Annotated in this window: 11 protein-coding genes; 7 read left to right on the top strand and 4 right to left on the bottom strand. The window is 72.2% G+C overall.

Going from position 1 to position 15,376, the window contains the following annotated elements; genetic code table 11:
* The 4 genes from L1885_RS11320 to L1885_RS11305 all read left to right on the top strand — a co-directional run.
* The coding region (locus tag L1885_RS11320) for a hypothetical protein (protein ID WP_235796928.1) at nt 1-389 on the top strand (389 nt) is incomplete at its 5' end.
* Between the two features lie 378 nt (nt 390-767).
* Nucleotides 768-2,171 (top strand): ABC transporter substrate-binding protein, encoded by a 1,404-nt coding sequence (locus tag L1885_RS11315; RefSeq protein ID WP_235796927.1) that lies wholly within the window; start codon nt 768-770, stop codon nt 2,169-2,171.
* A gap of 3 nt (nt 2,172-2,174) precedes the next feature.
* Nucleotides 2,175-3,524 (top strand): carbohydrate ABC transporter permease, encoded by a 1,350-nt coding sequence (locus L1885_RS11310; RefSeq protein ID WP_235796926.1) that lies wholly within the window; start codon nt 2,175-2,177, stop codon nt 3,522-3,524.
* A complete protein-coding gene (locus L1885_RS11305) occupies nt 3,521-4,507 on the top strand; it encodes a carbohydrate ABC transporter permease (protein ID WP_235796924.1) in 987 nt (328 codons plus the stop codon). Before L1885_RS11310 ends, L1885_RS11305 begins: the two co-directional genes overlap by 4 nt.
* A 227-nt stretch (nt 4,508-4,734) precedes the next feature.
* Here the strand turns inward: L1885_RS11305 and L1885_RS11300 are convergent, their stop codons facing one another.
* On the bottom strand, nt 4,735-5,343 hold the full coding sequence (locus tag L1885_RS11300; protein ID WP_235796923.1) for a TetR/AcrR family transcriptional regulator: 609 nt from the start codon (nt 5,341-5,343) through the stop codon (nt 4,735-4,737).
* A gap of 140 nt (nt 5,344-5,483) precedes the next feature.
* On the opposite strand from L1885_RS11300, the gene L1885_RS11295 reads away from it, so the two are divergent.
* Both L1885_RS11295 and L1885_RS11290 read left to right on the top strand, forming a co-directional pair.
* A complete protein-coding gene (locus L1885_RS11295; protein WP_235796922.1) occupies nt 5,484-6,407 on the top strand; it encodes an ABC transporter permease in 924 nt (307 codons plus the stop codon).
* The gene (locus tag L1885_RS11290; protein WP_235796921.1) at nt 6,400-7,200 is read left to right on the top strand and encodes an ABC transporter ATP-binding protein; all 801 of its coding nucleotides are present in this window, start codon (nt 6,400-6,402) and stop codon (nt 7,198-7,200) included. Before L1885_RS11295 ends, L1885_RS11290 begins: the two co-directional genes overlap by 8 nt.
* Nucleotides 7,201-7,661: 461 nt before the next feature.
* Here L1885_RS11290 and L1885_RS11285 read toward each other — a convergent pair whose 3' ends face one another.
* The 3 genes from L1885_RS11285 to L1885_RS11275 all read right to left on the bottom strand — a co-directional run bounded on the left by L1885_RS11285 (nt 7,662) and on the right by L1885_RS11275 (nt 14,469).
* Nucleotides 7,662-12,653 carry an NAD-glutamate dehydrogenase gene (locus L1885_RS11285; RefSeq protein WP_235796920.1) on the bottom strand — a complete coding sequence of 1,664 codons (4,992 nt, stop codon included), beginning with the start codon at nt 12,651-12,653 and terminating at the stop codon, nt 7,662-7,664.
* Between the two features lie 501 nt (nt 12,654-13,154).
* Nucleotides 13,155-13,826 carry an HAD family hydrolase gene (locus L1885_RS11280; RefSeq protein ID WP_235796919.1) on the bottom strand — a complete coding sequence of 224 codons (672 nt, stop codon included), beginning with the start codon at nt 13,824-13,826 and terminating at the stop codon, nt 13,155-13,157.
* A gap of 136 nt (nt 13,827-13,962) precedes the next feature.
* Nucleotides 13,963-14,469 carry a DUF6912 family protein gene (locus tag L1885_RS11275; RefSeq protein ID WP_235796918.1) on the bottom strand — a complete coding sequence of 169 codons (507 nt, stop codon included), beginning with the start codon at nt 14,467-14,469 and terminating at the stop codon, nt 13,963-13,965.
* 343 nt (nt 14,470-14,812) lie between these two features.
* On the opposite strand from L1885_RS11275, the gene L1885_RS11270 reads away from it, so the two are divergent.
* Nucleotides 14,813-15,277 (top strand): Rv3235 family protein, encoded by a 465-nt coding sequence (locus L1885_RS11270; protein WP_372481919.1) that lies wholly within the window; start codon nt 14,813-14,815, stop codon nt 15,275-15,277.
* The last annotated feature ends 99 nt before the right edge of the window (nt 15,278-15,376 follow it).

Here is a 15,376-nt window from a genome sequence, read left to right as displayed (position 1 = left end):
ATCTGGTGGCGGCGTCGGCCGCGCCGGAGCGCACGGCGGGCACGGAGCTGGCCCGCACGGTGCGGCTGCGGGCGGTGCTGGACGCGCCTGCCGTCTCCCCCGCCCCCGAGGACCCGACGCCGGGCCGGGGCAGCCTCGTCGGCGCCGACGGGCAGGCGACGGTGTTCCAGGGCGGCCGGGTGACGGGCCGCATTCCCCGCACGGCCACGCAACGGCCCTCGGTGGCCCCCCTGGAGTGGGAGCGGATGGGTGATCCCCCGGCCCGCAGGCCGGTGCGCGAGCTGGGCAACGGGCCGACGGACCTGGCGCTGCTGGCGAGCGCGATGGACCGGGCGGCGCGTTCGGTCGCGGCGGACCCGGTGGCCCCGTTGACCCCGGCGCATCCGTGACCCCGGTGTACTCGTAGGGCAACACCCGCCGCCCGCGCCCGGGCGCGACGGCCGCGCTGGCGCCCCCTCACCCTCGGCGCGTCCATCCGGAGCCCCCGCGTCCGCCCGTGCGCGCCCGCGGCACGCGTCCGTACGACCGGCTCGTACACGGTCCTCGTACGCGGTTGCGTCTCGCGGCGGACCCTCGGACGCCTGTCCGAGCATGCGTCACGAGCCCATCACGATCGCCACGTCGGCCTCGGCGGCGCTCTTGCCTGTCATGAACACCCGGCGTAGGACTGGTCCGCACGGGACGGGACGGCGCCGCCACGTCCGGCTGCGTACGCCCGTGTCCGAGCGTGGGATCCGAACGCGCACGGGAGAGACGGGGAAGACGCGATGCGCACAACTCGTACGGCACGCAAGGCTCCGACCACGAGATCACGGGGCGTCCGGGCAGCGGTGGTGTTCGTCGCGCTCGGCGCGACGGCGCTCGCCGGATGCGGGGGCTCCGACTCCGGCGACGGCAAGGGCGGCAAGAGCGGCGGCAGCAGCCCGTCGGCGTCCGGCGGCACGGGCGGGGTCGCCCTGCCGAAGCTCACCGGGCAGAAGATCGAGGTGGCCGCCGTGTGGACCGGCCCCGAACAGGCCAACTTCACCAAGGTGCTCGACGCGTTCGAGAAGCGGACGAGCGCCACGGTGACGTTCGTCCCGGCCCAGGACCCCATCGTCAACTTCCTCGGCACGAAGATCGCGGGCGGCAGCCCGCCCGACGTCGCGATGCTCCCCCAGGTCGGCGCGATCCAGCAGGCCGTGGCGCAGAAGTGGGCCAAGCCCCTGGGCGCCGCGGCCAAGGCCGAGCTGGCGAAGAACTACAGCAAGGGCTGGCAGGACCTCGGCGCCGTCGACGGCACGCAGTACGGCGTCTACTTCAAGGCCGCCAACAAGTCCCTGGTCTGGTACAACAACAAGGCCTTCGAGAACGCGGGCGCGACGGTGCCGAAGACCTGGGCCGAGTTCCTCAAGACGGCCGACACGGTCTCGGCCTCCGGCGTCACCCCGCTGTCGGTGGGCGGCGCGGACGGCTGGACGCTCACGGACTGGTTCGAGAACGTCTACCTCTCGCAGGCCGGCCCCGAGAAGTACGACCAGCTCGGCAAGCACGCCATCAAGTGGACGGACCCGTCCGTCAAGAAGGCCCTCACCACGCTCGGCCAGCTCTTCGGCCGGCCGGACACCATCGCGGGCGGGGCCGACGGCGCCCTGCAGACCGAGTTCCCCGCCTCCGTCACGCAGACCTTCACCGGCGGCGACGCCCCGAAGGCCGCGATGGTCGGCGCGGCGGACTTCGCGGGCGTCAACGTGCAGCAGACGAAGGCGAAGATCGGCACGGACGCGAAGATCTTCCCCTTCCCCGCGGTCGGCGCGAATGCCCCCGTGGTGACCGGCGGCGACGCGGCCGTGGCCCTGAAGGACACCCCCGGGGCGCAGGCGCTGCTCACGTACCTGGCCTCGCCGGACGCGGCCCGCATCTGGGCGGCGCAGGGCGGGTTCGTCTCGCCGGACAAGTCCCTCGACCTGGCCGCCTACCCGGACGCCGTGCAGCGCTCGATCGCCAAGGCGCTGATCTCGGCGGGCGACGACTTCCGCTTCGACATGTCGGACTCGATGCCGCAGTCGTTCGGCGGGACGCCCGGCAAGGGCGAGTGGAAGGACCTCCAGGACTTCCTGAAGAACCCCAAGGACGTCGCGGGCACCCAGCAGAAGCTGGAGGCCGACGCGGCCAAGGCGTTCAAGAGCTGACGGGTGGCGACCGCGGTCGCGGGGGGCGCCGGGGCGCCGGCTCCCCCCGCAGGGAAAACGCGCAGGAGCGTGACGGGTACGCGCAGGGCGGTCGCGGTGGGTTTCCTGCTGCCCGCTCTGGTGCTGCTGGGCGCGCTCGTGGTCTACCCCATCGGGTACTCGCTCTACCGGTCGTTCTTCGACAAGTCCGGCCACCGCTTCGCCGGGCTGGACAACTACGTCACGATCTTCACCGACAACTCGATCCTCAAGGCCGTCGAGAACAACGTCATCTGGGTGGTCGTGGCCCCCGTACTGGCCACGGCGCTCGGCCTGATCTTCGCCGTGCTGACGGAACGGGTCAGCTGGGGAACGGCGTTCAAGCTGGTCGTCTTCATGCCGATGGCCATCTCGATGCTCGCCGCCGGGATCATCTTCCGGCTGGTCTACGAACAGGACCCGGCGCGCGGCGTGGCCAACGCGGTCTGGGTGGGCGTGCACGACACGTTCGCCGAGTCCGCCGGCTACCCGGGCGCCCACCCGCTGCCCGTGCATCCGCTCAAGGCGGGCGGCGGCGGCTCGTTCGTCACCAAGGCGAGCGTCCACGCGGGCACGCCGGTGCTGCTGCCGCTGGTCGGCGTGGCGCCCGGCGCGATGCCGTCCGACGCCAGGCCGGCGAGGGCCGCGGCGCCGAAGGCCGGCGAGGTCACGGGCACCGCCTGGTTCGACTTCACGCGGGGCGGCGGCGGGAAGCCCGACGTCATCGACCCGAAGGAACTCGGCCTCAAGGGCATCACCGTCCAGGCGGTCAAGGACGGCCGTGTCGTCGCGTCCGCCACGGCGGCGGCCGACGGGACGTTCACCCTGCCGAAGGCGGCCGACGGCGCGACGCTCTCGCTGCCCGCGTCGAACTTCAGGAAGCCGTACGACGGCGTCGAGTGGCTGGGCCCGCGCCTGGTCACGCCCGCCATCATCGGCAGCTACCTGTGGATGTGGGCCGGGTTCGCCATGGTGCTGATCGCCGCGGGGCTCGCGGGCATGCCCCGGGAACTCCTGGAGGCGGCGCGCGTCGACGGCGCCAACGAGTGGCAGGTGTTCCGCCGGATCACCGTGCCGCTGCTGGCCCCGGTCCTCGGGGTCGTCCTCGTCACCCTGATGATCAACGTGCTGAAGATCTTCGACCTCGTCTACATCATCGCGCCCGGCTCCTCGCAGGACGACGCCAACGTCCTGGCCCTCCAGCTGTACCGGTCCTCGTTCGGCACGGACGCCGACCTGGGCGTCGGCAGCGCGATCGCCATCCTGCTGCTCCTGCTGGTGATCCCCGTGATGCTCGTCAACATCCGCCGCATGCGGAGGGAGAACCGCCGATGACCATGGAAGAACCGGTGATCGGCCCGGCCGGCGGGCGCACGGATGCCGGGACGCGGCGCGGGCGGGCCGCCGTGCCCGCTCCCCGGGACGGCGGGAGGCGGGAGCGCGCCGGTGCCGGGCGCGGCGGCGACGGCCGGTCGCTGCCGGCCCGGATCACCGGGCGGCTCGGCGGCGGCGTGCTGCGCGTCGTCCTCGTGCTGGTGGGCCTGTTCTGGCTGATGCCGACGATCGGACTGCTGCTGTCGTCGCTGCGCGGGGCCGACGACATCGCGGCGAGCGGCTGGTGGCAGGTCTTCACCAAGCCGTCCCAGCTGACGCTGGAGAACTACTCCCATCTCCTCGACAACCACGTCATCACCAACTCCCTGCTCTCCACGGTCCTGATCACCGTCCCGGCGACCCTGCTCGTCGTGGTGATCGGCTCCTTCGCCGGCTACGCCTTCGCGTGGATGGACTTCCCCGGACGCGACTGGTGGTTCGTCGGGGTGGTGGCGCTGCTGGTGGTGCCGGTGCAGGTGGCGTTGATCCCGGTCTCGAAGCTGTTCGGCGCGATCGGCATCTTCGAGACCACGCTGGGCGTGATCCTCTTCCACGTCGCGTTCGGCCTGCCGTTCGCGATCTTCCTGCTCCGCAACTTCTTCGCGGAGATCCCGCGCGAGCTGCTGGAGGCGGCACGGCTCGACGGGGCGGGCGAGATCCGGCTGTTCACGCGGGTGGTGATGCCGCTCGGCGGGCCCGCGATCGCCTCGCTCGGCATCTTCCAGTTCCTGTGGGTGTGGAACGACATGCTGGTGGCGCTGGTCTTCGCGGACTCCAAGAACCCGCCGATCACTGTCGCCCTCCAGCAGCAGGTCCGGCAGTTCGGCAACAACGTCGACGTGCTCGCGCCCGGCGCGTTCCTCTCGATGATCATCCCGCTTGCGGTGTTCTTCGCCTTCCAGCGGCAGTTCGTGTCCGGCGTGATGGCGGGCGCGGTCAAGTAGGGGCCCGGCGGAGGGGGCGGCCGGTCCCGTCCGGCGGACGAGGGGGCACGGAAGGGGACATGTGTGCGGGGGCGTAGGAAGCCCGTACACGTGTCCTCGATCCCTGCCGGCGTGCCTGCCCGCCGGTGCACCGCGGCTCCGGGGCTCCGGCGTCGCGCCCGTCCCGGCGCTCCGAACGGCCCGGCGGTACGGGCCTCCGGTCCTCCGGCTCGGGGCCTGCCCCGGCCTCAGCCCCGCTTGAGCGCAGCGACCGCCGCGGCCGCCAGGTCGTTCAGATAGCCCTTCGGCAGCGGTCCCCGCACCACGGCCAGGCGCCAGTACAGCGGCCCCACGATCAGGTCGAGCGCGGTGTCCGGATCGGTGCCGGGCGCGAGCTCGCCCCGCTCCACCGCGTCGCGGATGATCAGCGCGGCGATGCCCTGCTGCCCGTCGAGCAGTGTCGCCCTGATGGTGTCGGCGATCTCGGGGTTGCGCGCGGACTCGACCAGCAGGTCGGGGATGACCTGGGAGGCGACCGGGTGGCGCAGCGCCGCCGAGGCGACCTGCAGCAGAGCGCGCACGTCCCCGTAGAGCGAGCCGGTCGCCGGGGCGGGCAGGCCCTGCGCGGCGAAGACGGACACCAGGTCCAGGACGAGGGCCAGCTTGGACTTCCAGCGCCGGTAGACGGCCGTCTTGCCCACCCCCGCCCGCCGCGCGATGCCCTCTATGGACATCCGGGCGAACCCGACCGCCGCCAGTTCCTCGAAGACGGCGGCGCGGATGGCGTCGGTCACGTCCTCCCGGAGTACGGCGGCCCCCGCGGGGACTCGGCGTGCGGTACCCGATCCCTTGGTCATCTCTTGAGCATACCGTCAGGACGATACGGTTGCGTTGCGACGTCGGGAGACCGTACGATTTCGATGCGACGATACGGAGCCGTTCTATCGTCGGTGTACTTTCTTCCCCCTCACGTCGAATCACATCGAAAGCGACTCCTGTGAGCCAGACGATCGCACCGACTCATGCCACTCCACCGGCACCGGGGCCGGAGACGGACCTCGCCGCGCTCGCGGCACGCCACGGACTCTCGGTGAGCGGCGCGCGGCCCACCCTGCGCCAGTACATCGGCCAGCTGTGGTCGCGGCGGCACTTCATCACGACGTTCGCCACGGCGAAGCTGACCGCCCAGTACAGCCAGGCGAAGCTCGGCCAGATCTGGCAGATCATGACGCCGCTGCTCAACGCGATCGTCTACTTCTTCATCTTCGGCGTGCTGCTGGGGACGAAGAAGGGCGTGCCGGACTACGTCCCCTTCCTCGTGACCGGCGTCTTCATCTGGACGTACACGTCCAGCTCGGTCACGGCCGGCACCCGCGCCATCTCCGGCAACCAGGGCCTCGTGCGGGCGCTGCACTTCCCGCGCGCCTCGCTGCCCCTGTCGCTGGTGCTCCAGCAGCTCCAGCAGCTGTTCTTCTCGATGTGCGCGCTCGTCGTGATCCTCGTCGCCTTCGGGCAGTACCCGCGCTTCCACTGGGCGCTCGCGATCCCGGCGCTGATCTGCCAGTCCCTGTTCTGCGCGGGCATCTCGCTGATCATGGCCCGCCTCGGCGCCAAGACGCCGGACATCGCGCAGCTGATGCCGTTCATCCTCCGCGTGTGGATGTACACGTCCGGCGTCATGTGGAGCGTCGAGAAGCTCGCCGGCAGCCACGAGGGCATCCCGAGCTGGGTCGTCATGGCACTGCGCTGCCAGCCGGCCGCCGTCTACATCGACATGATGCGCTACGCCCTGATCGACAGCTTCCACGCCAACCAGCTCCCGCCGCACGTGTGGGCGCTGTGCCTGGGCTGGGGCCTGCTGTTCTTCGCGGGCGGTTTCGTCTACTTCTGGCGTGCAGAGGAGAGCTACGGACGTGGCTGAGGAACGGATTCCCACCGTCGTCGCCGACGGCGTGCACATCACGTACCGGGTGCACGGCGCGAAGGGCGGCAAGGGCAGTGCCACCTCGGCGCTCAGCCGGATCGTCTCGCGGCGGCCCGCTGTCGGCGTGCGCGAGGTGCACGCCGTGCGCGGGGTCAGCTTCGCGTCGTACCGGGGTGAGGCGATCGGCCTCATCGGGTCGAACGGCTCCGGCAAGTCCACGCTGCTGCGGGCCGTCGCCGGCCTGCAGGTGCCCTCGGCGGGGCGTATCTACACGGCCGGCCAGCCCTCGCTGCTCGGCGTCAACGCGGCGCTGATGGCCGACCTGACCGGCGAGCGCAACGTCGTGCTCGGCGGGCTCGCCATGGGCATGTCCCGCCGCGAGGTGAAGGACGTCTACGAGGACATCGTGGACTTCTCCGGCATCAACGAGAAGGGCGACTTCATCTCGCTGCCGATGCGGACGTACTCCTCCGGCATGGGCGCGCGGCTGCGCTTCTCGATCGCCGCGGCGAAGAAGCACGACGTGCTCCTCATCGACGAGGCCCTGTCCACCGGTGACGCGAAGTTCCAGGCCCGCAGCAAGGAGCGCATCGGCCAGCTGCGCGAGCAGGCCGGCACGGTCTTCCTGGTCAGCCACAGCAACAAGGCCATCGTGGAGACCTGCGACCGGGCGCTGTGGCTGGAGGCGGGCACGCTGCGCATGGACGGGCCCGCGGCGGAGGTCGTCGCCGCGTACGAGGAGTTCACGGCCAAGCCCAAACCCAAGCCCAAGGCGGCCGCCCGCAAGTAGGGCCGCCGCCGCACGACCCAGCATCCGCGGCGCGCCACACGCGGGTGACGCGGGTGACGCAGTGACGCAGTGACGCAGTGACGCAGTGACGCGCACGAACGCGGGCGCCCCCGGGACGGCATGCTGTTCCGGGGGCGCCCGCGTTCGTGTCTCGGCGCTCCTTCGTGCCCCGGGCCCTCGGGCACCCGGCCCGGCGCCGGCGCCACCGCCCCCTCCCCCGGAGCCTCCTCGGAGACCGTGCGTCCCGGCGGCGGGCCGTACGGGTGCCCGTGCGCCGGGTCCACTCCGGCCCGGCCTGCTGCCGGGTCCGGGCCTCGGGGCCCGCCTCCGTGTCCCGCCCTCGCGGCGCTTCGCCCGCTCCGCAGCACTGCGCCCCGCCGAGCCGACGCTCGACGGAGCGAAGTGACCGGGCCCCGCGCGCTCCGCCGGCGTCCGGCGGTGCGTGCGGGGCCCGAGCGGCCTCAGCTGTGCGTGCGCAGCAGGGTGCGCATCGTGCGCATCGCCACCGAGAGGTTCGCCAGGTCGAACGAGTCCGAGCCCTGGATCTCCTCCAGCGTGTTGCGGGAGCGCACGAGGATCGCCGCGTTCTTCTCCTCCCACGCCGAGAAGCGCTCCTGCGGCGTCGCCCCGTCGCCGCCGAACGCCAGCACGTCCGAGGTGAGCGCCGCGTGCGCCGCGTAGAGGTCCTCGCGGATGGACGCCCTCGCCATCGACTTCCACCGGTCGGTGCGGGGCAGCTCCAGGATGCGGTCCATGAGCTCCGTGATCCGCAGCCGGTCGCCGAGGTCGTAGTAGACCTCCGCGACGGTCAGCACGTCCTTGCCGCTGCGGTCGGCGATCGCGACGACGTCGAGCGCGGAGAACGCCGAGGAGAACCCGGCGACGCGCGTCGCGAACTCCTTCGGCACCCCGGCGCCGACCATCTGCTCCATGATCGAGTCGAACCATTCGCGCTCGGTGCCCAGCAGTAGCGTCGGCAGCTGGGACCACACGCGCTCGGTGCCCTCAGCGAAGAACGCGATGGTGTCCGCGATCTCCAGCGGCTGCGGCCGGTTGCCGAGCAGCCAGCGCGTGCCGCGCTCGACCAGGCGCCGCGAGTGGAGCCTGATCCGGGTCTGCACGTCCGCGGCCACGACGTTGTCCAGATCCTCCACCGCGTCCCAGACGGCGCCGAGCCCGAAGATCTCGCGGGCCGCCGTGTGCGCCCTGACGATCTCCTCGATCGACGCGCCGGTCTCCTCCCGCAGCCGGTGCAGGAACGTCGAACCGCCCGTGTTGACGGCGTCGTTGACCAGGACCGTGGTGATGATCTCGCGGTGCAGCGGGTGGCTGTGGATCTGGTCCGCGAAGTCCTCCCGCAGCTGCGTCGGGAAGTACGCGTGCAGCAGCCCGCGCAGGTACGTGTCGTCCGGCAGGCTCGTCGCGATGAGCTCGTCCGCGACCGTGATCTTCGTGTAGGCGAGGAGCACGGCCAGTTCGGGCTGGGTCAGGCCCTTGCCCGCGTTGAGCAGCTCGCGGATCTGCCGGTCGCGCGGCAGGAACTCGATGTCGCGGTCGAGGTGCCCCTCGCGCTCCAGGCGGCGCATGAAGCGCATGTGCGCGTGCAGCATGTCCGAGGACTGCGTGCCCGCGGCGGCGAGTGTGGTGTTCTGCGCGTAGTTGTTGCGCAGGACCAGCGCGCCGACCTCGTCGGTCATCCGCGCGAGCAGCTTGTTGCGCTGCTTGACGGTCATGTCGCCGCTCGCGACCAGGCCGTTGAGCAGGATCTTGATGTTCACCTCGTGGTCGGAGGTGTCGACGCCCGCGCTGTTGTCGATGGCGTCGGTATTGACCTTCCCGCCCTCGCCGCCGGCGCCGCGCCGGGCGAACTCGATCCGGCCCAGCTGGGTCAGACCGAGGTTGCCGCCCTCGCCGACGACCTGCGCGCGCACGTCCTCGCCGTCGACGCGGATGGCGTCGTTGGCCTTGTCGCCGACGTCCGCGTTGGACTCGGTGCCGGCCTTGACGTACGTGCCGATGCCGCCGTTCCACAGCAGGTCCACCGGCGCCTTGAGGATCGCCTTCATCAGCTCGGCGGGCGTCAGCTTGGCGACGTTGCCCTCGATGCCGAGCGCCTCGCGCACGCGCGCGTTGACCGGGATCGACTTCGCCGTGCGCGGGTGGATGCCGCCGCCCGCGGACAGCAGGCTCGTGTCGTAGTCGGCCCACGAGGAGCGCGGCAGGTCGAACAGCCGGCGGCGCTCCGCGAAGGAGGACGCGGCGTCCGGCGTCGGGTCCAGGAAGATGTGCCGGTGGTCGAACGCGGCGATCAGGCGGATGTGCTCCGACAGCAGCATGCCGTTGCCGAAGACGTCGCCGGACATGTCGCCGACGCCGACGACCGTGAAGTCCTCGCTCTGCACGTCGTGGCCGAGCTCGCGGAAGTGCCGCTTCACCGACTCCCACGCACCGCGGGCCGTGATGCCCATGCCCTTGTGGTCGTAGCCGGCGCTGCCGCCCGAGGCGAACGCGTCGCCCAGCCAGAAGTCGTAGGAGACGGCGACCTCGTTGGCGATGTCGGAGAAGCTCGCGGTGCCCTTGTCGGCGGCGACCACCAGGTAGGTGTCGTCACCGTCGTGCCGCACGACCTCCTTCGGCGGCACGACCTCGCCGCCCACCAGGTTGTCGGTGATGTCCAGCAGCGCCGAGATGAAGATCTTGTACGAGGCGATGCCCTCGGCGAGCCACGCGTCCCGGTCGGCCGCCGGGTCGGGCAGCTGCTTGGCGACGAAGCCGCCCTTCGCGCCAACCGGCACGATGACGGTGTTCTTCACCATCTGCGCCTTGACCAGGCCGAGGATCTCGGTGCGGAAGTCCTCGCGCCGGTCGGACCAGCGCAGGCCGCCGCGGGCGACCTTGCCGAAGCGCAGGTGCACGCCCTCGACCCGCGGGGAGTACACCCAGATCTCGAACGCGGGCCGCGGCGCGGGCAGGTCCGGGATCGCCTTCGGGTCGAACTTCATCGACACGTAGTCGTGCAGGCCGCCGTCGGCCCTGTGCTGGAAGAAGTTCGTGCGCAGCGTGGCCTTCACCAGGCTGAGGAACGAGCGCAGGATGCGGTCCTCGTCGAGGCTCGCGACCTGGTCGAGCGCCGCGTCCAGCTCCTCCAGCAGCGCGTCGATCAGCTCGGTCCCCGCGCTCTGCCGCTCGGGCTTCATGCGGGCCTCGAACAGCGAGACGAGCAGCCGGGCCGTGTGGACGTTGTGGCGGAACGTGTCCTCCATGTAGTCCTGGCTGAACGTGGCGGCGGACTGGCGCAGGTACTTGGCGTACGCGCGCAGCACCATCGCCTGCCGCCAGGTGAGCCCCGCGCCGAGGACGAGCGAGTTGAATCCGTCGTTCTCCGCGGCGCCCGTCCACACGGCCGCGAACGCCTCCTGGAAGCGCGTGCGCATGTCGTCGACCGGGTAGGTGCCGCTGGCCTGGGCGGGCATCCGCAGGCCGAAGTCGTAGATCCACGCGCGCGTGCGGTCGGAGCACCGCAGCTCGTAGGGCCGCTCGTCGACGACCTCGACCCCCAGGCGCTGCAGGACCGGCAGGACCGCCGTCAGAGAGACCTGGTCGCCGGTCCGGTAGATCTTGAAGCGGCGCTCCTCGGGCGCCGCGCCGACCGGCTCGTAGAGGGAGAGCGCGAACTCCCGGTCGCCCTCCTCCAGCGCCTCCAGGTGCACGAGGTCCGCGACGGCGGCGCGCGGCGAGTGGTCGGCCTTGTAGCCCTCGGGGAACGAGCCGGCCCAGCGGCGCAGCAGCTCGGCCGCGCGCTCCTCGCCGCACTCCGCGTTGAGAGCCTCGGCGAAGGCGTCGGCCCAGGAGCGGGCGGCCTCCACGAGGCGCGCCTCGATCCGGTCGACGTCCGCGTCGGCCAGCGGCGCCAGCTCCGTACCGGGCTCGACCCGGACGACGAAGTGCAGCCGGGACAGCACCGACTCCGTGTTCCAGGCCGTGAAGTCGACGTTGGTGCCGCCGAGCTCCTCCTTGAGGATGTCGATCAGCCGCAGCCGCACGCCGGTGGTGTAGCGGTCGCGCGGCAGGTAGACGAGGGCCGAGTAGTAGCGCCCGTACTCGTCCTTGCGCAGGTAGAGCCGCAGCCGGCGGCGCTCCTGGAGGTACAGCACGCTCGTGGTGATCGCGCGCAGCTCGTCGGGGGGCGTCTGGAACAGCTCGTCGCGCGGGTACGTCTCCATGATCTGCATGAGGTCGCGGCCGTCGTGGCTGTTGGGCGAGAAGCCCGCGCCCTCGAGGACCTCGGCGACCTTGCGCCGCACGACCGGCACGCGGCGCACGGACTCCGTGTAGGCCGCGGAGGAGAAGAGTCCGAGGAAGCGCCGCTCGCCGATCACGTTTCCGTCGGCGTCGAACTTCTTCACGCCGACGTAGTCGAGATAGCTGGGGCGGTGCACGGTGGAGCGGCTGTTCGCCTTGGTGAGGATCAGCAGCCTGTGCTCGCGGGCCTTCGAGCGCGCGTCGACGGGCAGCCTGCTGAACGACGGGCTCGCCGGGTGGTCCTCGTCGTCGTGGTGCGTGGGGTCGGCGCGCAGGATGCCGAGGCCGGTGCCGGGCACCGCGGCCAGCGCGTCGGAGTCCGTGAGGCGGTACTCGCGGTAGCCGAGGAAGGTGAAGTGGTCGGACGCGAGCCAGCGCAGCAGCTCACGGGCCTCCTCGACCTCCTCGGCGGGCAGGTCGGCGGCCTTCGGCTCGTCCGGCAGCTCCTCGGCGAGCCGGGAGGCCGCACCCCGCATCTTCTCCCAGTCCTCGACGGCCTCCCGGACGTCGGACAGGACCCGCAGGAGGTTCGCGGTGATCTCGTTGAGGTCGTCCCGGTCGGTCTCCCGGTCCATCTCGACGTGGATCCATGACTCGATGTTCGCGTCGTGGGCCCGGTCGGCGGCGGCCGTCCCGTCGGGCAGCGTGCCCTCGGGCAGCACCTCGATCAGCTTGCCGGCGACGTCGCGGCGGACGGCGATCTGCGGGTGGATCACGACGTGGATGCCGCGGTCGTGGCGGGTCAGCTCGTTGGTGACCGAGTCGACGAGGAACGGCATGTCGTCCGTGACGACCTCCACCACCGAGTGCGTGGAGGTCCAGCCGTTCTCCTCGACCGTCGGGGTGTGCACCCGCACGTTCGCGGTGCCCTGGGGTCGGTTGCCCGCCAGGCGGTAGTGCGAGAGCGCCGCGCCGAGGATGTCGACCGGGTCGCGGTCGGCGAGGTCCTCGGGGGCGGTGTGCAGGTAGTAGCGCTGGAGGTACGCGAGAAGCGTGTCCTGGTCCGGCCTGCCACCGCTGCCCGTCTCGACGGGGCCCCCGTCGGGCCGACGGCCGCCCGGGCCGCCGGTCTGCCCCATCGAGCCGCTGTCAGCGGCCCTTGCCGCCCGAGCGAGCAGCTCGGTCTTGGCTTCGTCCAGGTTGGTCTGCATGTCCTCTGGCTCCTGTCGCGCGCCATTGCGTGACGTAGGTGAACGAACCGACACAACGCCACGACGCGGTGTTTCCGGTCGGAGTCGACGTTATGCCGCGATGAGAGATGTCCGCGACGAATTCGGCCACATCGGCTCGCGCGTCCGGATCGGTGCCTGCCGCGACCGCCGGGAGAAGTACGGCGACCGCCCGGCCGCCTGAGCGCTCCGGGCGCTTGCAGGGGGCCGAGCCCGCTCCGCATATCGCGCTGGTCACGCAAAGACCCTATCTCTCGCACGAGGGACCCCGTCACGGGCCCGGAATGTACAAAGCGCAGGCTGCTCTTCGACACTCCGTCCAGCACGCGGGGTCCGCGCCGCCCCTCACGCCCGTTCTCCTCGCTCCACCGGAACGGACCGTTCCCCCCGGTCCGGCGCCTCCGACCACCCGGTCCGCTCATGCCCCGTCCCCCGTTCACCCCCCGATCGTCCCGCACGCCCGGTCCGCCTCCCCCGACGCTCTCAGCCGACCAGCGCGTACGCCGTGTCGACGGCTTCGGCCAGGGTGTCCACCACGGGCACCCCGGCGCTGGCCAGGCTCTCCCGGCTGTTGGAACCGCCCGTGTACAGCACGGCGTGCGCACCGACGTGCCGCGCGGCCACGGCGTCGTCCAGCGCGTCCCCGATGACGACCGTGCGCCCGGGGGCGACCGCGCCCGAGCGCGTGAGCGCCGCCACGTGCCGGGCCATCTGCTCGGACTTGCCGCCCCCCGAGCGGCCCGTGCGCCCGTCGACCCGCAGGAAGTGGCCGTCGATGCCGTAGGAGCCGACGACGGGCAGCAGCTCCTCGTGCGCGAAAAGGCTGCACAGCGACTGCGAGCGGCCGGCCAGCCCCCACTGGGCCAGCAGCTCGGCGGCACCCTCCGCGAGCCCGCAGGACGCCTTCTGCGCCAGGTAGTGGCGGTGGAACGTCTCGTCCATCACGAGCCACTCGGCCTCACTGGGCCGCCGCCCCATCAGCCGCTCGTAGAAGACCGGCACGGGCACGCAGTACAGCTCGCGGTACCGCTCCAGCGTCAGCGGTTCGAGGCCCATCTCCGCGAACGACGCGTTGGTGGCCGCCAGAACCGCCTGGACGTCGTCGAACAGCGTGCCGTTCCAGTCCCAGACGAGATGTGCGCTCTGATTCCCCATGCCCGAAACGGTACCGAGGGGGTACGACAACGGCCCCGGCCGAGCCCGGGCCGGCCGGTTCGGTGCGCGGGCGCCGGGCCGCAGACGCCCGGCAGAACGGCGGATCGGCGGGTCGGCGGAACGGCGGATCGGCGGGTCAGCCCAGGAGGCCCGGGATCTCCTGGACGCCGAACCAGAGCAGCTCGTGGTCCTCGGCGCCGTCCACGGTGAACTGGGCGTCGTCGTCGCCCTGGTCCGCCGCGCCGAGCGCCGCGGCCGCGGCCGACACGTCGTCGTGCGCGGTCCCGGCGTCGACATGCACGGCCGCCGCCTTGGCCAGCGCGATCGGCCGCTCGACGCGGACCTCGCCGACGGAGCCGCCGTCGAGGCCCCGGTCGGGGTCGGCGACCGCGTCCCCGTCGGGCACGTCGGCGGCGACGACCACCCGGCGCCGCGGCACCGAGGGATCGGTGGCGAGGAGGCGCAGCGACGCGGCGGCGGCCCGGCTGAGCGCCGCGTACTCCAGCTCCTCGATGTCGTCGGAGACGTACCACTCGCGCAGGCCCGGCGTCACCGCGTAGGCCGTGAGCGGCCCGGGGCCCAGCTCGCCCGCCTTGTGCGCCTCGGCGAGACCGGGGAGGGTCAGGGGGACGTAGACGCGCATGGGCTGGACCGCTTTCGTAGTCGGGGCGGCATCAAGCTTACGTGCGCGTGTCCCCCCTCGGAGTGACGTCCGCGGCCCGCCCGCGTCCATCACGCGTTCCGCCCGGGACGCCGGGGTCCGCGGAATTTCGGCGTCCGCGGCCCCGGGATTCACTCGCCCGGGTGACCCGGCCTCTCGCCGCTCCGCCAGGAAAGGGGCCTTGCGCAGGAGTGATCACGCCCCGTAGAAGATGCCTGACACAAAGTTACCGACTGGTAAAGCGGTCGGCGGCAGAACGGGGGCGATCTGCGTGACCACATCGATCAGGACGGCCGGAACGGCACCGGGCCGGAGCACGTCCGCCATTTCCCCGCGGGGAGCGGCGCCGGACGCCGCGGCGGCCCGCGTCATCGGCTCCAGGAGGCCTCCGGGGCGGCGCGATCCCGTCGGGCCCGGCGCTCGCGGCCCGCTGCGCCGCCCGCCGGTGACACCGCCGCACGACCTCTTCGCCGAGCGCCTGCTCGCCGTCCTCAGCGGTGCCCGCCCGGTCCACTGGATGCTCGGCTGGACGGTGGGCGCGGCGTACGAGCAGATCGTGCAGCTCGCGCCCGGCGCGCCGCTCGGCGGCGGCACGGGCCGCCCGCGCCCCGTCGTCCGGCGGTGCAGGGCCTTCGTCCCGCGCCCGGGGATCGTGGAGGCGTACGCGACCATCGGCTCCGGCGACCGCGTCAGCGCCATGGCCTTCCGGCTGGAACGCGGGCAGGACGGGCGCTGGCGCTGCGCGGCGGTCGAGATCGGCGGCGCGCGGGTCACCCGCCAGGACGCCTGAGGGGCCGCCGCCCACACGCTGCGACCGTGCCGCGACCTCGCCGGTACAGCGGGGGCGCTGTGCGGGGAGACGCGGGCGCAGGGCCCTCGCACGGGGCCC

It is taken from the genome of Streptomyces fuscigenes (assembly GCF_021556455.1).
Lineage (GTDB): Bacteria > Actinomycetota > Actinomycetes > Streptomycetales > Streptomycetaceae > Streptomyces > Streptomyces fuscigenes.
The sequence above is the reverse complement of the archived record's forward strand: the minus strand, read 5'-3'. Positions and strand labels throughout refer to the sequence as shown.